This is a genomic window from Microbispora sp. NPDC088329, assembly GCF_040685655.1.
Taxonomy (GTDB): domain Bacteria; phylum Actinomycetota; class Actinomycetes; order Streptosporangiales; family Streptosporangiaceae; genus Microbispora.
The window spans coordinates 55,897-80,757 of sequence record NZ_JBFBIP010000010.1; the positions used below are offsets into that span (position 1 = coordinate 55,897).

The 24,861-nt window shown below is 72.2% G+C and carries 17 protein-coding genes and 1 tRNA gene; 10 read left to right on the top strand and 8 right to left on the bottom strand.

Features of this window, described 5'->3' with window-relative positions:
• Positions 1 to 57: 57 nt before the first annotated feature.
• Positions 58 to 348, bottom strand: a complete 291-nt coding sequence (locus AB0O28_RS20110) for a hypothetical protein (RefSeq protein ID WP_363642215.1) — start codon at positions 346 to 348, stop codon at positions 58 to 60.
• Between the two features lie 215 nt (positions 349 to 563).
• Here AB0O28_RS20110 and fdh point away from each other — a divergent pair, with 215 nt between their 5' ends.
• The 4 genes from fdh (at position 564) to AB0O28_RS20130 (ending at position 6,891) form a co-directional block, all read left to right on the top strand.
• The gene (gene fdh, locus AB0O28_RS20115) at positions 564 to 3,731 is read left to right on the top strand and encodes a formate dehydrogenase (RefSeq protein WP_363642217.1); all 3,168 of its coding nucleotides are present in this window, start codon (positions 564 to 566) and stop codon (positions 3,729 to 3,731) included.
• Entirely contained in the window at positions 3,724 to 4,473 is a 750-nt protein-coding gene (locus AB0O28_RS20120; protein ID WP_363642219.1) for a 4Fe-4S dicluster domain-containing protein, read from the top strand. Before fdh ends, AB0O28_RS20120 begins: the two co-directional genes overlap by 8 nt.
• 100 nt (positions 4,474 to 4,573) lie before the next feature.
• The gene (gene nrfD, locus AB0O28_RS20125; protein ID WP_363642221.1) at positions 4,574 to 5,509 is read left to right on the top strand and encodes an NrfD/PsrC family molybdoenzyme membrane anchor subunit; all 936 of its coding nucleotides are present in this window, start codon (positions 4,574 to 4,576) and stop codon (positions 5,507 to 5,509) included.
• Between the two features lie 206 nt (positions 5,510 to 5,715).
• Positions 5,716 to 6,891, top strand: coding sequence for an MFS transporter (locus AB0O28_RS20130; RefSeq protein ID WP_363642223.1), 1,176 nt, complete (start codon positions 5,716 to 5,718; stop codon positions 6,889 to 6,891).
• 79 nt (positions 6,892 to 6,970) lie between these two features.
• On the opposite strand, the gene selD is transcribed toward AB0O28_RS20130, so the two are convergent.
• Positions 6,971 to 7,984, bottom strand: coding sequence for a selenide, water dikinase SelD (gene selD, locus AB0O28_RS20135; protein ID WP_363642225.1), 1,014 nt, complete (start codon positions 7,982 to 7,984; stop codon positions 6,971 to 6,973).
• 87 nt (positions 7,985 to 8,071) lie between these two features.
• On the opposite strand from selD, the gene AB0O28_RS20140 reads away from it, so the two are divergent.
• Positions 8,072 to 8,165 (top strand) — tRNA-Sec (locus tag AB0O28_RS20140).
• Positions 8,166 to 8,185: 20 nt separating this feature from the next.
• Here AB0O28_RS20140 and AB0O28_RS20145 read toward each other — a convergent pair.
• Together AB0O28_RS20145 and AB0O28_RS20150 are read right to left on the bottom strand one after the other, a co-directional pair.
• On the bottom strand, positions 8,186 to 9,454 hold the full coding sequence (locus tag AB0O28_RS20145) for an ATP-binding protein (RefSeq protein ID WP_363642227.1): 1,269 nt from the start codon (positions 9,452 to 9,454) through the stop codon (positions 8,186 to 8,188).
• Between the two features lie 256 nt (positions 9,455 to 9,710).
• Positions 9,711 to 10,844, bottom strand: a complete 1,134-nt coding sequence (locus AB0O28_RS20150; protein ID WP_363642229.1) for a pectinesterase family protein — start codon at positions 10,842 to 10,844, stop codon at positions 9,711 to 9,713.
• Between the two features lie 200 nt (positions 10,845 to 11,044).
• On the opposite strand from AB0O28_RS20150, the gene AB0O28_RS20155 reads away from it, so the two are divergent.
• The gene (locus AB0O28_RS20155; RefSeq protein ID WP_363642231.1) at positions 11,045 to 12,949 is read left to right on the top strand and encodes a hypothetical protein; all 1,905 of its coding nucleotides are present in this window, start codon (positions 11,045 to 11,047) and stop codon (positions 12,947 to 12,949) included.
• A 36-nt stretch (positions 12,950 to 12,985) separates the two neighbouring features.
• Here AB0O28_RS20155 and AB0O28_RS20160 read toward each other — a convergent pair whose 3' ends face one another.
• From AB0O28_RS20160 to AB0O28_RS20170, 3 genes are all read right to left on the bottom strand, one after another.
• The gene (locus AB0O28_RS20160) at positions 12,986 to 14,764 is read right to left on the bottom strand and encodes a SelB C-terminal domain-containing protein (RefSeq protein ID WP_363642233.1); all 1,779 of its coding nucleotides are present in this window, start codon (positions 14,762 to 14,764) and stop codon (positions 12,986 to 12,988) included.
• A gap of 98 nt (positions 14,765 to 14,862) precedes the next feature.
• A complete protein-coding gene (gene selA, locus AB0O28_RS20165) occupies positions 14,863 to 16,191 on the bottom strand; it encodes an L-seryl-tRNA(Sec) selenium transferase (protein WP_363642235.1) in 1,329 nt (442 codons plus the stop codon).
• A 131-nt stretch (positions 16,192 to 16,322) separates the two neighbouring features.
• A complete protein-coding gene (locus AB0O28_RS20170) occupies positions 16,323 to 17,651 on the bottom strand; it encodes a deoxyribodipyrimidine photo-lyase (protein ID WP_363642237.1) in 1,329 nt (442 codons plus the stop codon).
• Positions 17,652 to 18,195: 544 nt separating this feature from the next.
• On the opposite strand from AB0O28_RS20170, the gene AB0O28_RS20175 reads away from it, so the two are divergent.
• The 3 genes from AB0O28_RS20175 to AB0O28_RS20185 are packed head-to-tail and all read left to right on the top strand — an operon-like array spanning position 18,196 to position 22,024.
• Positions 18,196 to 20,244, top strand: coding sequence for a hypothetical protein (locus AB0O28_RS20175; RefSeq protein WP_363642239.1), 2,049 nt, complete (start codon positions 18,196 to 18,198; stop codon positions 20,242 to 20,244).
• A 41-nt stretch (positions 20,245 to 20,285) separates the two neighbouring features.
• On the top strand, positions 20,286 to 21,266 hold the full coding sequence (locus tag AB0O28_RS20180) for a MinD/ParA family protein (protein WP_363642241.1): 981 nt from the start codon (positions 20,286 to 20,288) through the stop codon (positions 21,264 to 21,266).
• Positions 21,266 to 22,024 carry a hypothetical protein gene (locus AB0O28_RS20185; protein ID WP_363642243.1) on the top strand — a complete coding sequence of 253 codons (759 nt, stop codon included), beginning with the start codon at positions 21,266 to 21,268 and terminating at the stop codon, positions 22,022 to 22,024. Before AB0O28_RS20180 ends, AB0O28_RS20185 begins: the two co-directional genes overlap by 1 nt.
• A gap of 1,296 nt (positions 22,025 to 23,320) precedes the next feature.
• Here the strand turns inward: AB0O28_RS20185 and AB0O28_RS20190 are convergent.
• Entirely contained in the window at positions 23,321 to 24,262 is a 942-nt protein-coding gene (locus AB0O28_RS20190) for a hypothetical protein (RefSeq protein ID WP_363642245.1), read from the bottom strand.
• 241 nt (positions 24,263 to 24,503) lie between these two features.
• Between AB0O28_RS20190 and AB0O28_RS20195 the strand changes: the two genes are divergently transcribed.
• Positions 24,504 to 24,746 (top strand): CDGSH iron-sulfur domain-containing protein, encoded by a 243-nt coding sequence (locus AB0O28_RS20195; RefSeq protein ID WP_363642247.1) that lies wholly within the window; start codon positions 24,504 to 24,506, stop codon positions 24,744 to 24,746.
• The last annotated feature ends 115 nt before the right edge of the window (positions 24,747 to 24,861 follow it).

Genomic DNA, 24,861 nt, shown 5'->3' on the forward strand with positions numbered 1-24,861 from the left:
CGGATTCCCGAGGAGACGCACGAAGATCGGGCCGTCCGCCCGCGCGCGGGTACCGCCTCAGAGGTCGTCCTTCGGCGTCTGGGCCAGCACCTGATCGGCGGTCGCCGTCACCACCGCCGCGGCCGCCGAGATGTCCCTGACCTGCTCCGCGGGAAGGGTCCGCAGCACCTTCTCCAGCCCTTCCAGATCCGCCTGGTAGGCGGCCGCCATCGCCGCCTGGGCCTTGGCGGTGCGCCCTGCCTGCTCCACCGCCTTGCCGAGTGCCCGGCCGGCGCGTTCGACGGCCCTGGCCGCCTCGATCGCCGCCTTCTCAAGATTTCTCGCCCACTCGGGCGGCTGGTCGCTCATCGATGTCCTCTGCGTGAGGGTGGTCCCGCGGGCATGAGTTGCCCACGAAGAGTGCCGGATCAGGCCCTTAATGCCCTCCCAGCGCGCTCTACACCCCGCCGGGCCCAAGCTCTCACAGATTCCCCAGACAGCGCCCCCGACACGTCGGGTGGCCCTCTACCGGACACGGCGATTTCTCATGATTAGACCGTCACGACCGGGGCATCAGAGGCGTCGTGGGTGCTGGATGGCTCTCCCGCTGGCCGGTGATCCGGCAGCTCAGGGGAGAGGACGGCAGAGGGCAGGCGGCGCGCTCGGCGCGTACGGACGCCTTGCGGCCCCGGGTCGAGGGGGCCGATACGGTCGCGCGTTCCGTCTGCCCTTACTGCGCCGTGGGCTGCGGCCAGCTCGTCTACGTGAAGGACGGGAAGGTCACCCAGATCGAGGGCGACCCCGGCTCGCCGATCTCCCGCGGGCGCCTCTGCCCGAAGGGGTCGGCCAGCAAGCAGCTCGTCACCCATCCCGGCCGTCAGACGAAGGTCCTTCACCGCAGGCCGTACGGCACCGAGTGGGAGCCGCTCGACCTCGAGACCGCGATGGACATGATCGCCGACCGCGTGGTGCGGACCCGGCGCGAGACCTGGCAGCAGACGCACGAGGGGCAGGAGGTCAGGAGGACTCTGGGCATCGCCGGCCTGGGCGGGGCGACGCTCGACAACGAAGAGAACTACCTGATGAAGAAGCTCTACACCGCCCTCGGCGCGATCCAGGTCGAGAACCAGGCGCGCATATGACACTCCTCCACCGTCCCCGGTCTGGGGACCAGCTTCGGGCGTGGCGGCGCGACCCAGTATCAGCAGGATCTGGCCAACGCTGACTGCATCGTCATCCAGGGCTCCAACATGGCCGAGTGCCATCCGGTGGGGTACCAGTGGGTGATGGAGGCGCGTGCGCGCGGCGCGAAGGTCTTCCACATCGACCCGCGCTTCAGCCGGACCAGCGCGACCGTGGACAGGTACATGGCGATCCGCGCCGGCACCGACATCGTGCTGCTCGGCGCGCTGATCAACTACGTGCTGTCGAACGGGCTCGACTTCCGTGAGTACGTTCTCGCGTACACGAACGCCGCGACCCTGGTGAACAGGGACTTCCGCGACACCGAGGACCTCGACGGCCTGTTCTCCGGCTACGACGAGGAGACCGGCAGGTACGACCCGTCGAGCTGGGCGTACGAGGGCGACGTGCCCGAGGAGGAGGAGCTGACCGAGGGCGGCAAGCGGCACGCGGAGGCGGCGGGGTCCGACTCCTACGGCGCGCGCGGCGCGGGCGCCAGCGCGACGCCGCCCGTGGACCCGACGCTGACCGACCAACGGTGCGTCTACCAGATTCTCAAGCGGCACTACTCCCGCTACACGCCCGAGATGGTCGAGGAGCTGTGCGGCATCCCGCAGGAGCGGTTCCAGGAACTCGCGGAGGCGATCACGGCCAACTCGGGCCGGGAGCGGACCACGGCGTGGGTCTACTCGGTGGGCTGGACGCAGCACTCGGTCGGCGTGCAGTACATCAGGGCGGCCGCGATCCTGCAGCTCCTGCTGGGCAACATGGGCCGTCCGGGCGGCGGCATCATGGCGCTGCGCGGGCACGCGAGCATCCAGGGTTCCACGGACATCCCGACGTTGTTCAACCTGCTGCCGGGATACATCGCGATGCCGCACGCCCACCGGCACGACGGCCTCGACCACTACCTGAGGCGGGAGGGCGCCGACACCGGCTGGTGGGGCAACCGGCGGGCGTACGTCGTCAGCCTGCTCAAAGCGTGGTGGGGCGACGCGGCGACGGAGGACAACGACTACCGCTTCGACTACCTGCCGCGCCTGACCGGAGACCACGGCCACTACGCGACCGTGATGGGCCAGATCGACGGGACGGTCAAGGGCTACTTCGTCGTGGGCGAGAACCCGGCGGTCGGCTCGGCCAACGGCAAGGCGCAACGGCTGGGCCTGGCCAACCTCGACTGGCTGGTGGTCCGCGACCTCATGCTGGTCGAGACCGCGACGTTCTGGCAGGACGCGCCCGAGATCGAGACGGGCGAGCTGCGGACCGAGGAGATCGGCACCGAGGTCTTCTTCATGCCGGCCGCGAGCCACGTGGAGAAGGAGGGCACCTTCACCAACACCCAGCGGCTGCTGCAGTGGCGGGAGAAGGCCCTCGACCCGCCGGGCGACTGCCGCAGCGACCTGTGGTTCTACTACCACCTCGGCAAGCGGATCAGGCAGCGGCTCGGCGACGACGAGATCGATCGGCCGGTGCAGGAGCTGACCTGGGACTACCCGGAGATCGGCGAGCAGCGTGATCCCGACGCCGAGGCCGTGCTGCGCGAGATCAACGGCACGGCCGCCGACGGCCGCCTGCTGGCGTCGCTGCGCGAGCTCAAGCCCGACGGCTCGACGAGCTGCGGCTGCTGGATCTACTGCGGTGTGTACGCCGACGGGGTCAACATGGCGGCCCGGCGCACGCCGCACACCGAGCAGGGGCCGGTCGCGCTCGAATGGGGCTGGGCCTGGCCGGCCAACCGGCGCATCCTCTACAACCGTGCCTCCGCCGACCCGCAGGGCCGTCCGTGGAGCGAGCGGAAGAAGTACGTCTACTGGGACGGGACCAAATGGACCGGGCCTGATGTGCCGGACTTCGAGGAGGACAAGGCGCCCGACTACGTGCCACCCGAGGGGGCCAAGGCCGAGCACGCGCTCGCCGGCACCGACCCGTTCATCATGCAGTCGGACGGCAGGGGCTGGCTGTACGTCCCGTCCGGACTGTCCGACGGGCCGTTGCCGACCCACTACGAGCCGCACGAGTCGCCGGTGCGCAACGCGTTGTACGGGCAGCAGGCCAACCCGGCCCGCCGGACCGTCGACCGGCCGGAGAACCCGTACAACCCGGCGCTGTCGCCCCGGTTCCCGCACGTCTACACGACGAGCAGGCTCACCGAGCACCACACGACGGGCGCCATGAGCAGGCCCCTGCCCTATCTCGCCGAGCTCCAGCCGGAGGCGTTCTGCGAGGTGTCGCGGGAGATGGCGGAGGAGCTCGGGCTGGAGAACGGCGGCTGGGCGACGATCGTCACCGCGCGCACCGCGATCGAGCTGCGCGTGCTCGTGACCGGCCGCGTACGGCCCCTGCGGCTGAACGGCCGCACCGTCCACCAGGTGATCATGCCGTACCACTGGGGATACAGCAGCGGCGGGGTGATCACCGGGGACGTGGTCAACGACCTGTCGTCGATCGTGCTCGACCCGAACGTCTACATCCAGGAGAGCAAGGCCGGCACCTGCGACGTCCTGCCGGGCCGCCGTCCGCGCGGCAGGGCGCTGCTCGACCTGATCGAGAGGTATCGCGATGGCTGAGCGGATGGGCTTCTTCACCGACACGACCGTCTGCATCGGCTGCAAGGCCTGCGAGGTGGCCTGCAAGGAGTGGAACGACGTGCCCGACGACGGGTTCGTGTTCCGGGCCACCTCCTACGACAACACCGGCGCGCTGGGTGCGAGCACCTGGCGGCACGTCGCGTTCGTCGAGCAGGACGGCCGGTGGCTCATGATGTCGGACGTGTGCAAGCACTGCACCCACGCCGCCTGCCTCGACGTCTGCCCGACCGGGGCGTTGTTCCGCACCGAGTTCGACACCGTCGTCGTCCAGTCCGACGTCTGCAACGGCTGCGGCTACTGCGTTCCCGCCTGCCCGTACGGCGTGATCGACCGCAGGGAGGACGACGGCCGGGCGTGGAAGTGCACGCTCTGCTACGACCGGCTGCGCGGCGGCATGGAGCCGGCCTGCGCCAAGGCGTGCCCGACGAAGTCGATCCAGTTCGGGCCGCTGGACGAGCTGCGGGAGCGGGCGGAGGCGCGGGTCGAGCGGCTGCACGCCGAGGGCGTGACCGAGGCCCGGCTGTACGGCGAGAACCCGGACAACGGAGTGGGCGGCACGGGCGCGTTCTTCCTCCTGCTCGACGAGCCGGAGACGTACGGCCTGCCGCCGGATCCCGTGGTGACCACCCGCGACCTGCCCGCGATGTGGCGCTGGGCGGGCGGCGCGGCGCTCGCTCTGGCCGCCGGCGTCGCCGCCTGCTTCCTGGGAAAGAGGAGCTGACGGGGTTGGCGGAGGAACGCGACGAGCCGGGGCCGGGACGTGCCGTCCGGTCAGTGGGATGGGCGAGTGTGATGGCGACACCCTGCGTGGGGAGGATCTGATGCCGAGGCGCCGGGACGAGATGGTGCCGGACGCCGAGTTCCGGTCCTACTACGGCCAGCCGGTCATCAAGCAGCCCATCTGGCACGAGCCCCACATGCCGGCGTACCTCTACCTGGGCGGGCTGTCCGGCGCGGCGGGCGCGATGGCGGCGGCCGCCCGCCTCACCGGGCAGGATCGGCTGGAACTGGCCGCCCGGATGGCCGCCTTCGCCGGGGCGAGCGGCGGGACCGTCTTCCTCGTGGCCGAGCTGGGTCGTCCCATGCGCTTTCTCAACATGCTGCGGGTGTTCAAGCTCTCCTCGCCGATGAGCGTCGGGTCCTGGACGCTGGCCGCCCACAGCGGGCTGACCGGCGTCGCGGCGGGCTCCGCGGTGACCGGCCTGCTGCCCTTCGTAGGCGACGCCGCGTCGGTGGCGAGCGCCCTTAGCGGTGCGGCGATGACCACCTACACGGCCGTCCTGCTGGCCGACACCGCCGTTCCCGCGTGGCATGAGGGGATGCGCGAGCTGCCGTTCCTGTTCTCCGGCAGCGCTCTCGCCTCGGCGGGTGCGGCGCTGATGTTGACGACGCCCCGGGCGCAGGCGGCGCCCGCCCGCGCGGCGGCGGTGACCGGTGCCGTGGCCGAGGTCGTCGCGGGTGGGCTGATGGAGCGCCGCCTCGGGCTCGTCGGCGAGCCGTACCGGAAGGGCAGGGCGGGCAGGCTCATGCGGGCCTCCCGTGTGCTCACTCTCGGCGGCGGCCTGCTCGCCGCGGTCGCCGGACGCAGCCGGGCCCTCACCGCGCTGTCCGGGATCGCGATCACGGCAGGGGCCCTGTGCACCCGGTTCGGCGTGCTGGAGGCGGGCCGGGCCTCGGCCAAGGACCCCGCGTACACCGTCGTGTCGCAGCGCGACCGCCTCGACGCCGGCCGCCCCGCCTCCGTCCCCGGCCGCTAGCGCGGCGAAGTAGATCACCAACCCGATCAAGTTCGAAATTCAGTGGGATGACGAGCACATCCCACGATGCGCGGTCCGCCGAACGCCCCGGCTCACCGATCCCGCCGACAAGCGATGTGGCCGCGTCCGAAACGTGCCAGTGCTCGTTGCCTCCTCACTGTTTGGCTGGGTGCACGCCCTCCACCCGCACCTGGACGAACGGACCCATGACGACCACCACGCTCACCCGGCCCCGCTCGCCCCTCGTCGGCTGGCTCGCCGTCACCTCGCTCATGCTGGGCATCTTCGCCATCGTCACCAGCGAGATCCTGCCCATCGGCCTGCTGACCGCCATAGGCGCCGACTTCGGCATCTCCGACGGCACCACAGGGCTGACCATGACCCTGCCCGGCATCGTCGCCGCGATCGCCGCGCCTACCGTCACACTGACCACCGCGCGCCTGGACCGGCGTGTGATGTTGTGCGTCCTCATGGGGGTGCTCGCCCTGGCCGACGTGCTGGCCGCAGTGGCGACCTCCTACTGGATCATGCTGATCTCCAGGGTGCTCGTCGGCCTCACGATCGGCGGCTTCTGGTCCATCGGGGCCGGACTGGCCGGCCGCCTGATGCCGCCGCACGCCGTCGGCGCCGCCACCGCTGTGATCTTCTCGGCCGTGCCGTTGGGCTCCGTGCTCGGCGTACCGGCAGGGACCTTCGTCGGCGACCTCGCCGGCTGGCGGACCGCCTTCCTGGTCCTGGCCGTGCCGGCACTCCTGGTCCTCGCGGCCCTGACACTGTTGCTGCCGCCGCTGCCCGCCCATCAGGTCACCAGTGCTCGCGTCCTGCTCGACCTGCTGCGCACCCGGGGCGCCGCGATCGCCTTACTGGCCACTTTCCTCATCGTCCTGGCCCATTTCGGCACCTACACCTACGTCACGCCCTTCCTCCAGAACGTCACCGGCCTGCCTCCCGCCGCCGTCAGCGCCATCCTGCTGGCGTACGGCATCGCTGGAATCGTCGGCAACTTCCTGGCCGGCAAGGGCACAGTCACGCGGCTGCGAACCGCCTTCGTGACCTGCGGCTTCCTGATCGCGGTCGCCACCCTGCTGCTGCCCTCGGTCGGCGGCACAACCATCGGCGCCGTGATGTCACTCGTGGTCTGGGGCTTGGCCTACGGAGGCGTACCCGTCTGTTCGCAGGCGTCGTTCATCGCCGCCGCCCCTCACGCGCCCGAGGCCGCGGCGGTCGTCTTCACCTCCTCCTTTCAGGCGACATTCGCCCTCGGCGCGTTCCTCGGCGGACGCGTCGTGGACGCCTTCTCGGTCTCCACCGTGATGATCTGCGGCGGGCTGACCGCTCTCCTCATGGCGGCCTCCCTGTGGTCACTCGGCGAACCCCGCTGACTCCGCGAGGTCACGTGCCGTACGCCGGGCGCATGTCCCGGGTCTACCACCTCACCACCGTCCCGGGCGTCAGGAGCTGTCAGGCGAGCCGGATCGCGGCGGCCTCGGCCCGGACGAGTTCGCCGACGACGGGCGCGCCGGAGACCTCGCCGGCGACGAGCAGACCGCCCGAGGTCTGGGCGTCGGCCAGCAGGAGCAGGTCCTCCTCGCCGTACCGGCCCGGGTCGAGGCGGGGCCGGACCCACTCCAGGTTGCGGCGGGTGCCGCCGCTGACATAGCCGTCGCGCAACGCCTGCCGCGCGCCTTCCAGGTAGGGCACGGCCGCCACGTCGACCACCGCCGTGACACCGCTCGCCCTGACCAGCTTGTAGAGGTGGCCGAGCAGGCCGAACCCGGTCACGTCGGTCGCGCAGCGGGCCCCGGCCGCCAGCGCCGCCCGGGAGGCGTCCCGGTTGAGCGTCGTCATCGCCTCGATCGCCTGCGGAAACACTTCACCGGTCGCCTTGTGCCTGGTGTTGAGCACACCCACGCCGAGCGGTTTGGTCAGGGAGATCGGCACGCCGGGGCGGCCCGCGTCGATGCGCAGCAACCGGTCCGGGTCGGCCAGGCCGGTGACCGCCATGCCGTACTTCGGCTCGGGGTCGTCCACGCTGTGACCACCCGCGACGTGACAACCCGCCGCCCGCGCCACGTCCAGGCCGCCGCGCAGCACCTCCCTGGCGAGGTCCATGGACAGCGTCTCCCTGGGCCAGCCCAGCAGGTTCACCGCCACGATCGGTTCGCCGCCCACCGCGTACACGTCCGACAGTGCGTTGGTGGCCGCGATCCGCCCCCAGTCGTACGGGTCGTCCACGACGGGGGTGAAGAAGTCGGCGGTGGCGACGACCGCCCGGCCGCCCTCGATCCTGACCACGGCCGCGTCGTCGCCGTCGTCCAGCCCGATCACCAGTTCGTTCGCGTACGCCGACGGGCCGGGGGCGACGAGCCCGGCCACGATGCTCTCCAGCTCGCCCGGGGGGATCTTGCAGGCGCAGCCGCCGCCGTGCGCCCGCTGGGTGAGCCGGATACCGGCCTGCTCCGCCGTCTCGGTCATGCCGCCCTCGTTCCGGGTCGTCCGTCCGCCACGCCGCCATCGGGGGGCGCCGCCGGGTCCCTACCCCGTTCCGGCTAGGTTTCTCCCGGAGGTGTGTGGGCGCCTGGTGGCCCCCGCGGTCTTCAAAACCGACGAGGCCGAGGTCCTCGGCCTGGCGGGTTCGATTCCCGTCCGCCTCCGCTCACCTTCGGCCTGCGTACGTCAAGCCGCCGGCTCCGCCTCCCACAATGCAGACATCGGAAGCGCTCGCATCCCATCCCCGAAGGGAAGCGCTTCCGGACCCGCATAGAGGACGTATCCGGCAATCATCCGGTCGCCGAGCTTGCGAGCGAGGTGCCGAAGCCCTCTGAAGTCCTCGCCCCGCACGGTCTCCGCCGCTTTGACTTCGATACCGATGATCTCCCCGGACGCCCTCTCCAGCACTCCGTCGACTTCCACTCCATCGCGATCCCGGTAGTGGTAGAGCCTGACCGGTTCTTCTGTCCAGGTGAGTTGACGGGCCAGCTCACCGAGGACGAAATTCTCTAGGAGGGGCCCGACCGGGGCGGTGAAGTCCGTGGCGCGGGAAGGAGTGAGCCCGGCGAGATGAGCCCCGAGACCGGAGTCGACTATCAGCAGCTTCGGGGTCGCGATGGCCCGCGTGGTGGCGTTGGAGGACCACGCCGGTATCCGTCGGATCACGTAGACGAGTTCGAGTAGATCGACATACCGCTTGGTGGTGGTGTGCGGCAGCCCCAGATCACGACCTATGTTGTCGATCACTGCCAGGCCGCCCATCCGGCCGCACAGGACGTTGAGCAGACGGCGCATGTCGGCGGGGCGTTCGATGTCGGCGACCTGCCTGACGTCACGATTGATCAGATCTGAGATGTACGACTCGAAAAAGCGGGCCCTCCTGCGGTGTGTCGGCCGGTGGACTGCTTCCGGATAGCCTCCTCTCAGCGCGCGGCCCACGTAGTCGGCCCGTCGAAGGCGTGTTCTTGCGACCTTGATGCCAGGACCGTCACGGAAGGCGGCGTCGACGAAGCTGTCCGGCCTTCGCTCGATCTCCCCCTGCGACAGCGGCCACAACTCGATCGTCTCCGACCGGCCGGGCAGCGCATCCGGAAGGTCTCGAAGACCCAAAAGCCGGGCGGATCCCGTCAGGAGGAAGCGTCCAGGACGCGGATCGGCGTCGACGACGCGTTTGATCGACAGGAGCAGCTCGGGAACGCGTTGGATCTCGTCGATGAGGAGAAGTCCGTCGTGGCGCACCACGCCGTCTGGATCGTTCCGTGCCGCCGAACGCACGGCGGCTTCGTCGAGATAAATCTCGCGAGCCCCGGGCGAGCGTCGCACGATCGCTTTCGCCATAGTGCTCTTGCCAACCTGACGGGCACCGTTGATCACAACTACACGAGTGTCCGCTAGTGCCTCCAGCGCCATGCTTTCCGCGCGCCGGGGAAAGAGCGTCAGCTCATCGACATCCACCAGCTCAGCATAGGGGGATGGCCTGATCAGTGGTAGATCTGCCGAGTGGTTTGTGGTGAATCTGCCGACATGTCTGTGGTAGATCTGCCGGAGGGTACGTGGTAGATCCGCCGAAGAGCCGGCGGTGGATCTGCCGAACGTGGGAACTGCTTTCTGTCAGACGCCGAATTGTCGTCCTTCCGCAGGCTCCGCCCGAGTCGGCGGTCCTGGTGCCACCGGAGACTTTCACCGGGAAGCCGGTCGGTGCGGAGGATGATCACCGGCCAGACGGGCGGGGGAGCAGGGCGGGGCGCCAGTCGCCGAGGTAGTTCGCGGGGGTGTGCTCGGCGGCCTGTTCGGGGGTGAGCTGCGGCCGGTTCCCGGGGACGGGGATCGCGGCGCTCGGGCCGCTGTTGTGGAACTCGCCGAACCTCGCGTCCTGCCAGTGATACCCGGCGCTCATGTCCACGTACGGCGTGGCCGCGTCGATCGAGGGGCCCATCCGGGTCTCGCGTACGACGAGCGACGGAAGGGCGGTCGGGTCGCTGCTGGGCCGCCAGGGCCGGGCCAGGCCGAAGGACGCGCCGGCCGCGGCCCCGTCGATCACGCATCGCACCGCCAGGTAGCCGTGCGGGTTGACGGCGGCCGTGCTCGGCGCGAACACGAAGCCGTACGGACGGAACGTGACGTCCCTGGCCAGGGTCATCAGCTCGCAGCGCTCGAAGACGGCGGTCGCGCGGCCGAAGACGAAGTCGACGTCTCCCTCGATGTGGCACTCGCGGTAGCACTGCCGCGCGAAGGAGGCCAGGGTGCGGGTGTCGGCATACAAGGTGTCCTGGTGGCCGAGGAATCGGCACCTGTCGAAGTACGACCGGTCGCCCATGACCTTCGCCGCCACCGCCTGGGTGGAGGTGATCTCCGGGTGGTCGGCCCGCAGCCAGTCGTTGGCGAACGTGACATCGGCGGCGGTGAAGCCGTCGGCCTGGATCGTGGTGGTGGCGCTGCCGCTGGTGCCGTACGTGCCGCCCTCGGGCTTGGGCGTGCCGGCCGCGTTGTCGTAGACGATCACGACGTCGCGCGCGTCGCCGGTCGCCCCCAGGAAGCACAGACCGGTCTTGGCCTGCGGCACGACGACGGTCTCCCGGTACATTCCGGCGGCGATCACCAGGGTCCAGCCGCCGGCCGGGGCGTCCGGGGTCGCGTCGACGGCCGCCTGGACGGTGGTGTGGTCTCCTCGGCCCTGGATGTCCACGTAGAGCGTCCGGTTGTTCAGCCGGCGCCGCGGCGAGCCGTACCGGCCGAAGGGGAGCACATGGGCGGCGCGCGCGGGTGACGCGATCGCGAGGCCGAGAAGCGCGACGGCACCGGTCAACGCCCGACGTCGGCCGATCAGGGGGGTCGGGGGTGCCATGGCTGACTCCTTGGGTCATGTATGTGAACTGATTCCTCAAATATGAACACCTTGCACCGTAAGATCCGCCTCCAACCGTGTCAATGAGGGAGCACCGCCGGATAACTCCCGGGATGCGTTACAAGACGGAGTTCAGTGGTTCCCAAGCCGGATCGGAGAGCATGGCCCCCGTCTTTCCTGAACAACGAAAGGGACCCCCGATGAGATGGACGGCGATGCTGCTGAGCGCTTCGCTGCTCGGCAGCCTGCTGACCGCCCCTCCGGTGCTCGCGGCCCCTGCTCCCATGACGGCCCCCGCCGCCGCAAAGGCCACCGCCCCCAGGCCGGCTTCCGCTCCCAGACCGGGCACCGTCCTCAGGACGGCTGTGGCCAAGGTCAAGGCGAGCCTGGCAGGCAGGTCCGGCGCCTGCCCCACCACCGTGGGCTTCTCCGCCGTGGTGGCGGCCAAGGGGAGGGGAACGGTGCGGTACCGCTGGGTGCGCAGCGACGGGAGCAAGGGCGCCATCAGGAGCTTCCGCGTCAACGGTGCGCGAACGGTGGTCGTGCGCGACCGTCAGACGTTCGACCGCGGCGGCTCCGGCTGGCAGGCCGTGGAGATCCTCGGCAAGAAGGGGCTGTCGGCCAAGGGCCGCTTCGACGTCGCGTGCACGGGCCCCCTCGTGATCTGGGACGTCTCCCACCCGCTGCCGGCCCGGCCCGCCAAGCCGCTGGTCGCCGCGGCCGCGGTCGGCGCGAGTCCGGCGGCCTACCGGGGCGCCTGCCCCACGACGGTGACGTTCACCGGAACCATCCAGGTGTCGCGTACGCCCGCCAAGGTCGGCTACCGGTGGATCGACAGCGGCACCGGAGAGGGCCGGATCGAGTCGGTCTTCTTCCCGGCCGGCGGGCCGCGCATCCGGCAGGTCACGCTCCCGCTGTCCGTGGGCAGCTCCACCGCGGGCTGGAAGGCCATCCGGATCCTGAACGCGGGCGGCCACGACTCCGGGCGGGCCGCCTACACGGCGACCTGCACGACGGCCCCGCCGGCCTCGCCGGGCCCGTCGGCTCCGCCCAGCCGGTCGCCTAGCCCGTTGCCGTCGCCCAGGCCGTCGTCTTCGCCCAGCCCGTTGCCGTCGCCCAGTCCTCCGGCGGATCCGCCGCCGCCCGTGCGGACGCCCGTGCCGCAGATCACCGGCCTCACGCCGGGCGACTACGAGGGCGGCTGCCTCGAGCCCGTCACGTACCAGGCCACCGGCCAGATCTCGCTCCCGGCCGGCCCGGCGCAGAGGGTCGGATACCGGTGGATCCTCGACGGCTCCACGTGGCAGGAGCAGTTCGTCGACTTCCCCGCCGGCGACCAGCCCCGCGTGCAGAACGTGTCCGCGACCTGGAGCTTCGACTCCGCCCGGGGCGGCTCCCACACCCTCGGCCTGCAGGCCGGAGGCGGCCCCGCCCAACCGGCCCAGCGCACGTTCAGCTTCACGTGCGTGGCCGAGGGCGGCGACGCCACCCTGACCGTCGAGTACATGCTGACGCCTCATTTCAAGGGCGAGTGCGACGGCTCGTTCCCCATGCGGGCCAGCGCGATGGTCCTGACGGACCGCGACGCGGAGGTCAAGTATCGCCTGGTCGTCGACGACAAGCCGGGCGCGCTCAGGACGGCCCAGCTCAAGCCCGGCACGCGGAGCACGATCGGCGACTTCTGGTACAGCAGTGCCAGGTCCAGTGGTTCCGGCGTCGTCCGCCTGGAGATCCTCAACCAGAACAAGCCCGTCAAGCAGGTGCCGTACAGCTGGACGTGCGTGGCGCCGGACCCCTCGCCGGGCACCGTGCAGATCACCGAGATCGAGTCGGTCGGCTACTACGGCGACTGCGTGGTCGCTCCCTACGTGACGGCCTTCGGCGAGTTCAAGGCGCCCGCGGGGACGGAGATCACCTACCGCTGGGTGGTCGACGGCGTGAACCGGCAGAGCTTCACCCACACGGTCCCCGAGAGCGGCGTGATAGGCATTCAGGCCTGGAACTGGACGCGCGCCGAGAAGACCGACGGAACGGTCAAGATCGAGGTCTTGAACCACAACAAGCCGACGGCGCAGACCACCTATCCCGTCCACTGCCAGGGCTGACGGACCGGGGTGCGTCGTCGTCCCCGTCGGCGCACCTCACCCCCGCGGCGGGCGGCAGCGGCGGTGGACCTCGTCCATCCGCTCGGTGAGGCCCGTGCGGTCGAGGTGTTCCAGCAACGGCACCGCGACCCTGCGGCTGGTGCCGAGCGCGCTCCTGGCCTGGCTGACCGTGAACGGCTGCGGCAGCCGGGCCAGCAGCGCCGCGGCCCGCGTGTCGGCGCCCGGCGCGAGCACGACGCCCTCGGCCACCCGCAGCAGCGCCCCGGCGCGTACGGCGGCGGCGAGTTCGCGCGGCCCGAGCCCCAGGGCGGCCAGCCGCCCGGCCTCCGGCGCCTGGAACGGCGCCCTGGCCAGGTCGTCCAGCAGCGCCCGCACCGCCCGGGCGACGGGAGCGGGCAGCCCCGCGGTCCCTGCCACGGCACTGCCCGACATCGTGATCCGCCCGTCGGCCGCCGTCAGCGGCGGCCGCACGAGCGCCGTCACGAGTCTGCGGTCGGGCAGGCCCAGCTCGTGACGGGCGGCCTCCACCGGCATGCCGGGCTCCAGCGGGTGATCGGCGGCGTACCGCCGCACGACCTCCGGGAGCCGGGCGGACAGCCCCGACCAGTGATCGGGGTCGGCGTGCCAGCCGGCGGCCACCGGCCGTCCGCCGGGCGGGCAGCCCATCGCGGCCAGTTCGCCGTCACGCAGCAGCAGGTGCGTACGCAGGAGGGAGGCCGCGTCCGCCGACGCCTCCGCAAGAGCCTTCGCCCGTTCCCTGGCCGCCCCCCGGCGGCGCAGCTCCGGCGGCCGCACGTCGAGCACGGTCGCCCGCGCGAGCACCCGCGGCTCGCCCTGCCCTCGGCCCGGGTCTCGTAGCAGCAGCGCGTCGCCCAGGTGCAGGGGAAGCGGCCGGGCCAGGCGCAGCCGGGCCGCCTCCGCCCCGAGCGGGCGCACCTCGCACGGCACCGACGCCGAGCCGATGTGGGCGGTGAGCCGCGCCGGAAGCGGCCCACGGGCGCCTTCCGCCATCGTCACCCGCACGTCGGCCAGGTCCGTCGTGGTCCAGGCGCCGGGCGTGACGAGGGCGTGCCCGCGTTCGGGTGCGATCCGCCCGCGCAGGTTGAGCGCCACCCTCGCGACCCCGGTGACCGAGTCGACGTGCTCCTTCAGCGACTCCAGGGCGCGCACCCGCACCGGCTCGCCGTCCAGCTCCAGCTCGTCACCCGTCTGGACGCGACCCGCGGGCAGCGTGCCGGTCACGACGGTCCCGCTGCCGCGCACGCTGAACGCCCGGTCGATCCACAGCCGCACGGGGGCGTCCGGGTCGGGCGCGGGCAGCGCCGCCACCAGCCGGTCGAGGGCGGCGCGGAGGCCGTCCAGGCCCTCGCCGGTGCGCCCGCTCACGGCCAGGGCCTCCGCCGCGCCCAGCCCGGCCTCCGCCAGCCGGTCGCGCGCGTCCCGCAGCGCGGGCGCGGGGTCGGCGAGGTCCGCGCGGGTGACGGCGAGCAGGCCGTGCCGTACGCCGAGGGTGCGCAGCGCGACCAGGTGCTCCTCCGACTGGGGCATCCACCCCTCGTCGGCGGCGACGACGAACATCACGGCGGGGACCGGGCCGACGCCGGCGAGCATCGTGCCGAGGAATCGCTCGTGCCCCGGCACGTCGACGAAGGCCACTCGCTCTCCGGAGGGCAGGGCCGTCCAGGCGTAGCCGAGCTCGATCGTGAGCCCGCGCCGCCGCTCCTCCTCCAGCCGGTCGGGCTCCATCCCGGTCAGGGCCCGCACCAGCGTCGACTTGCCGTGATCGACGTGCCCGGCCGTGGCCACGACGTGCATTCATCCCTCCCCGAGTGCGCGGGCGGCGCGGCACCGGCGGGCGCCGCCCGCGCCCATGAGCCCGTTGCCCATGCGCCGGTCGCCCATGAGCGGGCCGCTCATCGGCCGGACGCCTTCCGGGCCGTCTTCAGGGCCGTCTTCAGGGCGGCCTCCAGGACGGCGTCGAGGACCTCGCCGTCCCGGTCCGGCGGCACGGCGCGCAGGTCGAGCAGCAGGCGGCCCCCCTCGACCCGGCCGACGACGGGAGGCTCGCCCCGCCGCAGCGGAACGGCCAGCCGTTCCGGCAGGCTCACGGCCACGCTCGGCAGGCACACGCCGGGGGCTCCGCCTCCGCCCACGGTCGCCTCCGCGGGCACGGCGGCCGCGTCCACTCCCGCTTGGCACATCGCCTTGGCCAGCGCCTCCGCCCGCTCTCCGAGGATTATCGGGTCGGCGTGCAGAGCCTGCCGTACGGGGGGCTCCGGGCCGCGCAACGTCGCCTCGAGCGCGGCCAGCGTCAGCTTGTCCACGCGCAGCGCGCGAGCGAGCGGGTGGCGCCTGAGCCGTTCGACGAGGTCGCGGCGGCCGAGCAACAGGCCCGCCTGCGGGCCGCCGAGCAGCTTGTCGCCGCTCGCGGTGACCAGGCCGGCGCCGGCCCGCAGCACGCTCGCGGCGTCGGGTTCCTCGGGCAGGAGCGGATCGCGGTCGAGCAGCCCGGACCCGATGTCAACGACCACGGGCACGCCCAGCCCGGTCAGCTCGGCCACCCCGACCGCGCCGGTGAAACCCTCGACCCGGAAGTTCGACGGGTGGACCTTGAGCACGAACCCCGTCTCCGGCCCGATCACCCGGCGGTAGTCGTCCAGGTTGGTGCGGTTGGTCGTGCCCACCTCGCGCAGCCGTGCGCCGGTGGACACGAGCAGGTCGGGGATGCGGAAGCCGTCGCCGATCTCGACCAGCTCGCCCCTGCTGATCACGATCTCCCGCCCGGCGGCGAGCGCGGTGGCCGCGAGCACGAGCGCGGCGGCGTTGTTGTTGACCACGTGGACCGCCTCGGCGGCGGGCACGGCCCGCGCGAGCGCCTCGGCCGCGCCGCGTCCCCGGCGCGCCCGCGCCCCCGTGGCCAGGTCGAACTCCACGTCGGTCGCCCCCGCCGCCACCGCCACCGCCTCGACGGCGGCCGGGGACAGCGGCGCCCGGCCCAGGTTCGTGTGGAGCAGCACGCCGGTCATGTTGATCACACGTCGCAGGCTCGTCGCGTGGTGCGGCAGCTCCGCCAGCGCCTCGTCCGCGACGTCCTCGGGGTCGATCTCGCCCTGCCGTACCCGCTGTTGCGCCCGCGCGACCGCGTCCTTCACCACCGGACGGCCCAGCCGTCCGATGGCGGCGGCCAGCCGCGGATCGGCCAGCACGGCGTCGGTGCGGGGCACCCGTCTGCGTGGATCCACACTTCAAATTACAGCGACGGCCTACGGCCCGGCCGGTGAGGCCGGGCCGTGCACCCAGGGGAATCATGCGGCGGGGACAGTCCGGCCGCCGAGAACGACGACGAATGGGCGGCGACGCAGCGCAACGGCCGTCATGATCTGAGCTCACCACCGAGGGGCGAGGACGGGTAGCCCGGCACCCCGCCGCGTACCTTCCAGGGCTCGTGAACAAGGTCGTCGGGCAGCGCCGCGAGCTCGGGGACGTAGCGCCGCACGTACTCCCCCTGCGGGTCGAATCTCTTCGCCTGCCGCAGCGGGTTGAGCGTGCGGTAGGGCCGGGTGTCGTTGCCCGTCCCCGCGACCCACTGCCAGTTGCCGCAGTTGTTGGGCATGTCGCCGTCGAGCAGCCACTCGGCGAAGTGCTCAAGCCCCGCCCGCCAGTCGATTCCGAGCCGTTTCGTCAGGTAGGAGCCGGTGACCAGGCGCACCCGGTTGTGCATCCAGCCCTCACTGCGAAGCTGGCGCATCCCCGCGTCCACGATCGGGACCCCGGTCACGCCCTCCCGCCAGGCGGCCTCCACCTCCTCGTCGCGCCGCCACCGCACGTCCCTCTGCCGGTAGTCGCGCCGGCCCATCTCCGGGAAGGCATTGACGACCTGGTAGTGGAAGTCGCGCCAGCACAGCTGCCTGACGTACTCCTCGCCGCCCGGCCGTTCACAGGCCCGGTCGACCACCTCCGCCGGTGACACGCAGCCGAAGTGGAGGTAGGCGCTGAGCATCGACGTGCGTCCCGCCATCCGGTCGCGCGTGCCGGCGTAGGAGGCCAGGCCGTCGCCCACCCACCGTTCCAGCCGCCGCCGCGCCTCGCTCTCCCCGCCCCGCACGATCCCGTACGGCTCGGGGGGCGCCTCGGGCAGGACGCCCGGATCGATGCCGGATTCGCGGCCGCCGGGCGGCAGGCACAGGCGGTGGGGCGCGCCGAGGACCGGCCGCCTCGCGGTGGCCGACCAGGCCCGCCAGTACGGCGAGAAGACCCGGTAGTGGCTCCCGCTCCCGGGTCGCAGCGCGCCGGGGGGCACCACGGTCACGCCGGGGAACAGGCGGAACTCCAGTCGATGGGCCCGGCACTCCTCCGCCAGGCGCCGCTCCCGCCGCCGTGCCAGCGGGCTGACGTCCTCGCTCGCCCAGATCGCCGACGCGCCCGTCTCCCCGGCCGCCCGTACGGCGTGGGCCACCGGGTCCCCGTCGCGTACGACGAGGTCTCCGCCGAGCCCGCGCAGGGACGACCGCAGGTCGTGGAGGGACGCGTGGAGGAAATCACGGCGGTGCCGGGCGGCGATCGCGGGATCGAACACGAACAACGGAACGACGTGCCGGGCCACGGCGCACGCCTCGGAGAGCGCTGGGTGATCGTGAATTCGCAGGTCCCGGTTGAACAGCACGACGACGGTGTCCACGCGTACCTCTTCGCCGTCGATCACGCCGTTGGTTGCGCCTTCCGGAGTAAATCGCGCGAGATCGTTTCGCGGTGCGGAGAGGCTGCTTCACGCCGAGACCGGACGTGCGCGTGCTGTAATGTCGGGAAAGCGTGGATCGCTGATTATTCCCCGGGGATATGAAAGCTATTCATATCAGATGTGGCGGTCAGGTGACGGATCGAAAGCCAGGTGGGGAAACCGTTCCACCGCCGATGCGCCCGGCGCGTGGAAGCGGAATATAAGCCCAGGTCATACCGGTATTTGGAAGATCAGAACGGTAAGAGTCGCGACTTCTCCAGACAGGTCCGTATGTGTTAACGGGCGCCGCTGCTGGGTCCGTTTCGGATGGCCATATAGGCGTTATTTGCGGCTTATCCTCAACTCAGGATTTCTATGGTTCTTTTCCTTCCCAACACATCGCAGTCAGTCTAAGATCTCGTTCTATGTATCGGTATGCATCAAGATTTCCAGTTAGGCAAGTGCGACACCCAAGTCGCAGTGATGCTCTGGCCGAACATGACGTTGTCGCCGTCCTCACCCTGATCCGGTGCGCATGAACCCGCCCGCCGGGAATGTGACGCTCGACCCCGGTCAGGGGATGGCATGGGTGGACGAGCACGGCGCCCACCTCGTCGACTACGCCGCCTGTCACCTCGAATCCGCCCCCATGCTCACGGCGGTGATCGCCGCGCTGGAGTCGTGCGCCGCCCGCGAACGCCCCGAGAACGTCTCGGACCGGGCCTGGCTGCTGTCCGCGCTGCGCCGTGAGTGCGCCACCGGCCCGGGACGGGGCTTCCTGCCCGCGTCCGGTCCCGGAGGACCCGACCAGGGGGCGGTGCGGCGGGCGTGGAACCTTGCGGACCCCCTGGGCGCGGAGACGCTGCGCCTGCTCTACCGCCACGAACTCCCGCTGCGGGATCTCGTGTACGTGCTCGCCCTGCCGCTCAAGGAGGCCGGCAGGCTCATCGCGCGCACCCAGGACGTGGTGGAGATCCTCGTGAGCGGCCTGGACGGCCTCGCCCGGGGCCGGCCGATCTGCCCGGAGCTCGGTCCGCTGGCCGCCGCCGTCTTCCCGGACGGGCACGGTGACGCGGCCGACTTCGGCGCCGCCCGTACGGCCCTGCTCCGGCACATCGTGACCTGCGTGGTGTGCAAGCGGCCCATCAACATCCGATACACCGTTCCGCAGATCCTCTCCCGCCCCCCGGTCGCCGACCTCGCGGACGAGACCAGGCAGCGACTCCTGGACGCTCTGAACAGGACCAGGCCCGCCAGGGCGGAGCGGGCGGCGCATCGGCCTCCCTCGTCGTTCGGCATGCCCCTCGCCGCTCCCGTGAACACCGCGTCCGCACCGGCGGCCCCCGCGCCGCCTCCTGCTGTGCCGCGGGAGTCCCGCGGCCACCCGGCCGTTCCGGCCCAGGGATCCCCGCAGCCGTCCGTCCCGTCGCCCCGTACGGTTCCCCCGGCGCCGAGGACGCCGCCCGTGCCGCCGCTGGTGCCACCCGACTCCGGCCTGTCGCTGCCCGCGCCCCGTGCGGAGTCCGCCACGCCGTCGCGGCAGGACAGAGCGGACAAGAAAGACACGTCTTCCGGCGTGTCGGCCGGTGGCGGGCCCGAGCGGCCGGAGCCTCCGGCGCGGGCCATCTCCCAGGAGGACACGCAGCCGAGCCTGCCGTGGCCGTCCGGGACGTCCAGGTCGCGCGGCACGCGACGGCCCGCCCCGTCGCCGGGGCCGTCCGCGCACGCGGCACCCGAGGCGACCGCGCCGAGTCTGCCGCCCGGGCAGGACACGCCTCTCTACAACGCGCTGCTTTCGCAGATCAGGGCCAGGGAGGCCCTGGCGCACGCCGCCGAGGCGGTCCCGGCCGCCGACGTCGCCGACGCGCCCGGCGAGGCGGACCTTCCCCACAGGCCGCTCGCAGGTACGCAGATCAGGATCGTGGAGATCCTTGCGCGGGTCGGCTCGCTGCTGCGAGCGACCGCGTTGCGAATCGTCATCGTGGTCGTCGCGGGGGCGGCCGGAACCGTGATGGGAATCAACCTCTTCGCCCCCTCTCCCCAGTCGCAGAAGGGGTCGCTCGAGGCGGGCGTCGCGCAGGCGTCCGCCGATCCCGCGCGCACGGCCGACAACCCCTCGGCGGCCGGCGCGACGGGCGGTGCGGCGGCGGGTGATGCCGCGGAGGGCAGGGCCTCGGGCGCGCCGCAGGTCACGGTGACCGCGACCGCCGCTGCCGGAGGCGCCGCACAGACGAATGGACAGGGCGTCACTCCGGACGTCTCCGCATCCCCGGGGGCCTTCCTGATGGGGGCCTGGGGCGTGCAGGCGCCGTCCGTCATCACACTCGACGCGTTCGGAAGAGGCACCCTCTCTCTTTCGACGACATCAGGAAAACCCGTGAAATGGCGGATATCGGCTCCCGGCCTGTTGGTCGAGCCGTCCAGCGGAACGCTCAAGCCCGGGCACACCGACGTGCTCACCGTGCGCGCGTTGCGCGTCCGCTACTGGTGCGGGGTCCCCTCACCCGTGACGGCGCCGCTCGAACTGCACGGCCCGAAGGGCGACGGCACCGCCACCGTGCGATGGAGCAGCTGCTGATAACCCCCGTTTCCTCCCGTCCTCGGGGAAAGGACCCGACAATGACCGAGATCCATACTTCGGTGCCTACTCCCGCCGAGCAGTTCCCGGAGAGCGTGCCTCTCACGGCCGAACATTTGCTGATCAACCGCCGCGTGGAGCCCACCGGCGGCTGGCGGCGGCTCGTCTACCAGCTTTCCGGCGGCCGGATCAACCCGTCGGAGTCGGCGGCGGAGCTGGAACGCCGGACGCTGATCGCCCAGGCCCAGACGCCCGTCGCCAGCGGTCATCACCGGATCGCGGTCATGAGCCTCAAGGGCGGGGTGGGGAAGACCACGACGACGGCGGCGCTGGGCAACACGCTGGCCTCGATGCGCGGCGACCGGGTGATCGCCATCGACGCCAACCCCGACCGGGGCACGCTCGGCATCAAGGTCAAGTCGGAGACAGCGGCGACCATCCGGACCCTGCTGGCCGAGGCGCCGCACATCGTGCGCTACGCCGACGCCCGCGCGTTCACCTCACAGTCGTCCGCGCGGCTGGAGGTGCTCGCCTCCGACACCGACCCGGCCGTCAGCGAGGCGTTCAACGCCGAGGACTACCGTACGGTCGCCAACCTGATCGAGCGTTACTACTCGATCTGCATCACCGACTGCGGCACCGGGCTCCTGCACGGCGCCATGGGCGCCACACTGGAGCTCGCCGACCAGATCGTGCTGGTCACCATGGTCGCGGTCGACGGCGCGAGCTCGGCCGCCGCCACCCTCGACTGGCTCACCGCCCACGGCCACGGCCACCTCGTCAAGAACGCCATCGTCGTGCTGAACGCGGTCGAGCCGAAGTCGCACGTCGACGTCAACCTGCTCGAACGTCACTTCGCCGGACGTTGTCGCACCGTGGTCCGGGTCCCGTTCGACCCGCATCTGAAGGAGGGCGCGGAGGTCGACCTGGCCCGGCTGCGGCCCACCACCCGCGGCGCGTACCTGCGCCTGGCCGCGGCCGCCGGGCAGGCGTTCGGGCAGCGACCGGACCGGAGCAAGTAGTGGGACCTTCCGTCATCCCCGATCCGGCGCTCGACTGGGACCTGGGACCGCCGCGGCGATGGGACCCCCGGCACCTGGTCGTCGCGATCGCGGGGATCGTCACCGTCATCGCCGTCGCGGTGATCGTGCTGCAGACGCGGCGGGCGGAGGCGCCGCCTCCCACACCGGTGCGCGTCGCCGCGCCGTCCGTCGCGCTGGCGGTGCCCACCGGTCACGAGGGTGACGGAGGCTATCCCGTGGGGTTCCCCCACACCGAGATCGGGGCGGCGTCCGCGGCGGCCGCCGCCCTGGAGGCCGCCTGGACGCTCGACGTCGGCCAGGCGGAACAGGCGGCCGCGCTGTACGCCCCGCCGGACCAGCGTGGGGCCGCGCGCGAGGGCGCCCGCGACGCCGTACGCGGCTGGCGGGAGACCCTCGGCCTTCCCGCCGAAGGCGACCTGCCCGCCGGGGCGGCCCTGCGGACGCAGACGATCGGCGTTCAGTGGAAGGTCCGCTCCGACGACCAGGTGCAGGTCTCCGTCCTGGTCCAGGTGACCGCGACCACGGGCGCCGGTGCCACCGGCCCCGTCTACTCCAGCCCCTACGCCATGAGCCTGCTGATGGCGTGGAAACCCGACATGCGCGGTGCGGACAAGGGCGACTGGGTGAACATCCCCGACCCGACGCCCCCGTCCGTGCCCGCAGCCGCTCTCCCAGGGACGCCCGAGTTCGCCGCGGCGGGCTGGAAGTCCCTCATTGGTCCCCGGCCCACTCCCTAGATCGAGGAAGAGCCCTCCAATGACCCCCCGAAAGTCCTCCCGGCGCACCACTCTGGTCTCCGGCCTGCTCCTGGCCGCGGTATCCGCCACCGGCGGCGCCGTGGCCGGACAGCCCTGGGCCGCCGTGGCCGAGCCCGGCTGGGACGCCCCCCCAACGGTAGAAGGCGCCGCCCCCGTGGACGCCTCCACCTCCAACGACCCCGTGGACGCCTCGTCGGATGATTCGGCGCCGGATACGGAATCACGGTCCTCGTACGGCGGCTCGGACGGCGCGGATGACGGCGCGCGGGACGATTCCGTGAACGCGCCGGATGAAACGGCACCCCGCAGACAGGCGGCGGAAAGGGCCGGCTCCGGTTCCTCCGGCGGTTCGTCCCGTGCGGCCCATGAGTCGCCCGGCCGCCCGCCCGGTGCGACCCGTCACCTCCCGCGTGGTTCCGACCGTGTGTCGGACGCGGCGCGGGACTCGTCCGGCGACGCGGGTGGTTCGTCCGGTTCGACGAATGACGAAGCCTCCGATGACACCGCGAACGAGCCGGACAGCACCGCGAACGCATCCGATGGCGCGGGTGACAGTGCGCGGGACGACTCCGCGAACGCACCCGATAGCGCGGGTGACAGCGACTCCGCGAACGCGCCGGATGACACCGCACCCCGCAGACAGGCGGCGGAAAGGGCCGGCTCCGGTTCCTCAGGCGGTTCGTCCCGTAAGGCAGGGGACTCCGCCGACAGCCCTGATGGCTCGTCCGCGAGGTCGCGGAACACGGCGGACTCGCCCCCGAGGTCGTCCGACGCCACCACATCCGGCTCGGGGGGCGCTTCCACCCGGGACCGGACGGCCCACGAGTCGCGTGATCGGGGCCGCGAGGGCCGCAGCGGCGTCGTCGGCGACTGGACGGTTCGCGATGCCCGTGATCACAGCCGCCACGGGTCCGGCCGCACCAGCGGTGAGCGGCAGGCCGGCGCCGCACGCCACCTCGGCGGTGAACGGCAGGCCGGCACCTCCAATCACACGACCGAGCACCGTCGCGTCGCCGACTCCGCCCCGCCCCCTCCTCCGGCCGCTCCGTCGCCGTCCACACCCGGCGGCACGGCGACGCCGCCCGTGTCCTCGTCGTCAGCTCCACAGGGGCCCCTCCCGACCGCGAGCGGCGGCGCAAACACCAGGGCGCTGTCCGCGCCGGGCGTGCAGGGCAAGCCGGAGCCGAACGGCGGGCCGAGCGCCCCGTCGACACCGGAGCCGACGGCCGGCGGTGGCGTCACCGCATCCCCCGCCGCATCCCCCGGCCAGGGCGGTCAGGGGGCACCGGTGCCGACCGCGAGCAGCGGCCCCACCGCGACGGCGACGCCGGGGGCGACGGTCCAGACCGCCGCAGCCACGACCCCCGCACCCAGGACCCCCGCATCCACGACCCCCGCACCCGGGACGAGCGGCGGGGCCGCGCCCACGCCGAGCAGCGGGCCGACCGCCACGGCGACACCGAAGGCCACCCCGAGCACGACCATCTCGGTGAGCCTCTCACCCGGCCCGGGCTCCACGGCTACAGCCAAGCCGGCGGACAAACCGACCACGCAACCGAAGCCGACGGACAAACCAACCACGCAGCCGAAGCCGACGGACAAGCCCACGGGCACGCCGACGGACAAGCCAACCACGCAGCCGAAGCCGACGGACAAGCCCACGGGCACGCCGGCGGACAAGCCGACGCAGCAGCCTCCGGAGCCGAAGCCGAGCGCGACCGTAACCTCGACCGCGCTTCCCGCCGCCTCTCCGCCTCCTGCGACGCCGCCCGCAGTACCACCGACCGCAGTACCACCGACCGCCGTGGCGTCACCCCCGGTCGCTCCGCCGCCGGTCAGTCCGCCAACGGCGACGCCGCCCGTCGTCCCGGAGGCGTCCGGCGCGGCGACGCCGCCATGGGTGGTTCCTCCGCCCGTGGCGTCCACGGATCCCACGCTTCCCACGGCCGTGCCGACGTCTCCGGACAGCCCGCTGTGGGTGTCCTCTGCGCCGTCGCTCGGCAGCCGGTCCGCGGCGGCGCCGCCTCCCACGGCCGGACAGCCGCCGACGACGCCGATCGTGATCCCGGGATACGTGCCGCTGCCGCCGCTGGCCGCCCATACACAGCATCGGTGCGGGGACGACGACGCGGCCGGCTGCTGGAGCCTTGCGCCCTGGCGGAGCCGTACGTCCGGGCAGCCGTCCGCGCTCGCGGGCGGTGAACCGTCAGGAGGCACGGCGACGCCGCGATGGGCCTTCGCCCCGCCGACGGCGAAAACGGCCCTGCCCAGCCCGTCGGGCGTCCCGGGCGCGTTCAGGGCGCCGTTCGCGGCGTACGCGTTCGCGGCGGACGAACCGGCAGATGCCGGCCGTACCGGCTGCTGGGCCTTCAGCCCCTCCGCCCACTGCGCGAGATGGGACTGATCATGCGTCGCTGACCACGTGTTACGCCGTCACCGTGCCGGGCAGGCTGCACCAATGGAGCACTCGGCGGAGGACCCGGCCGCGGTGACGGCGGTCACGGTGACGCCCTGCGAGGACGGCCCGCTGCTGGTGCGCGGGCCGTTCACGCTGTTGACGCAGGACGGGCGGCGTATCGACCCGGGCAGGGCCACGGTGGCGTTGTGCCGCTGCGGCCGATCCTCGACCAAGCCGTTCTGCGACGGCTCCCATAAGGCGGTCGGCTTCCGGGCCTCCAGCGAACCCGACCCGCCGGGCTGACGATGATCTGTTCGCGGAAGTCTGAGGGAGCGGAGCGGAAGGGAGCGAGGACCGGAGCGAAGGCCCAGCGGAGCGGGCTTCGCGAGGACCGGAGGTTCCTTCCGGCGCAGTGACC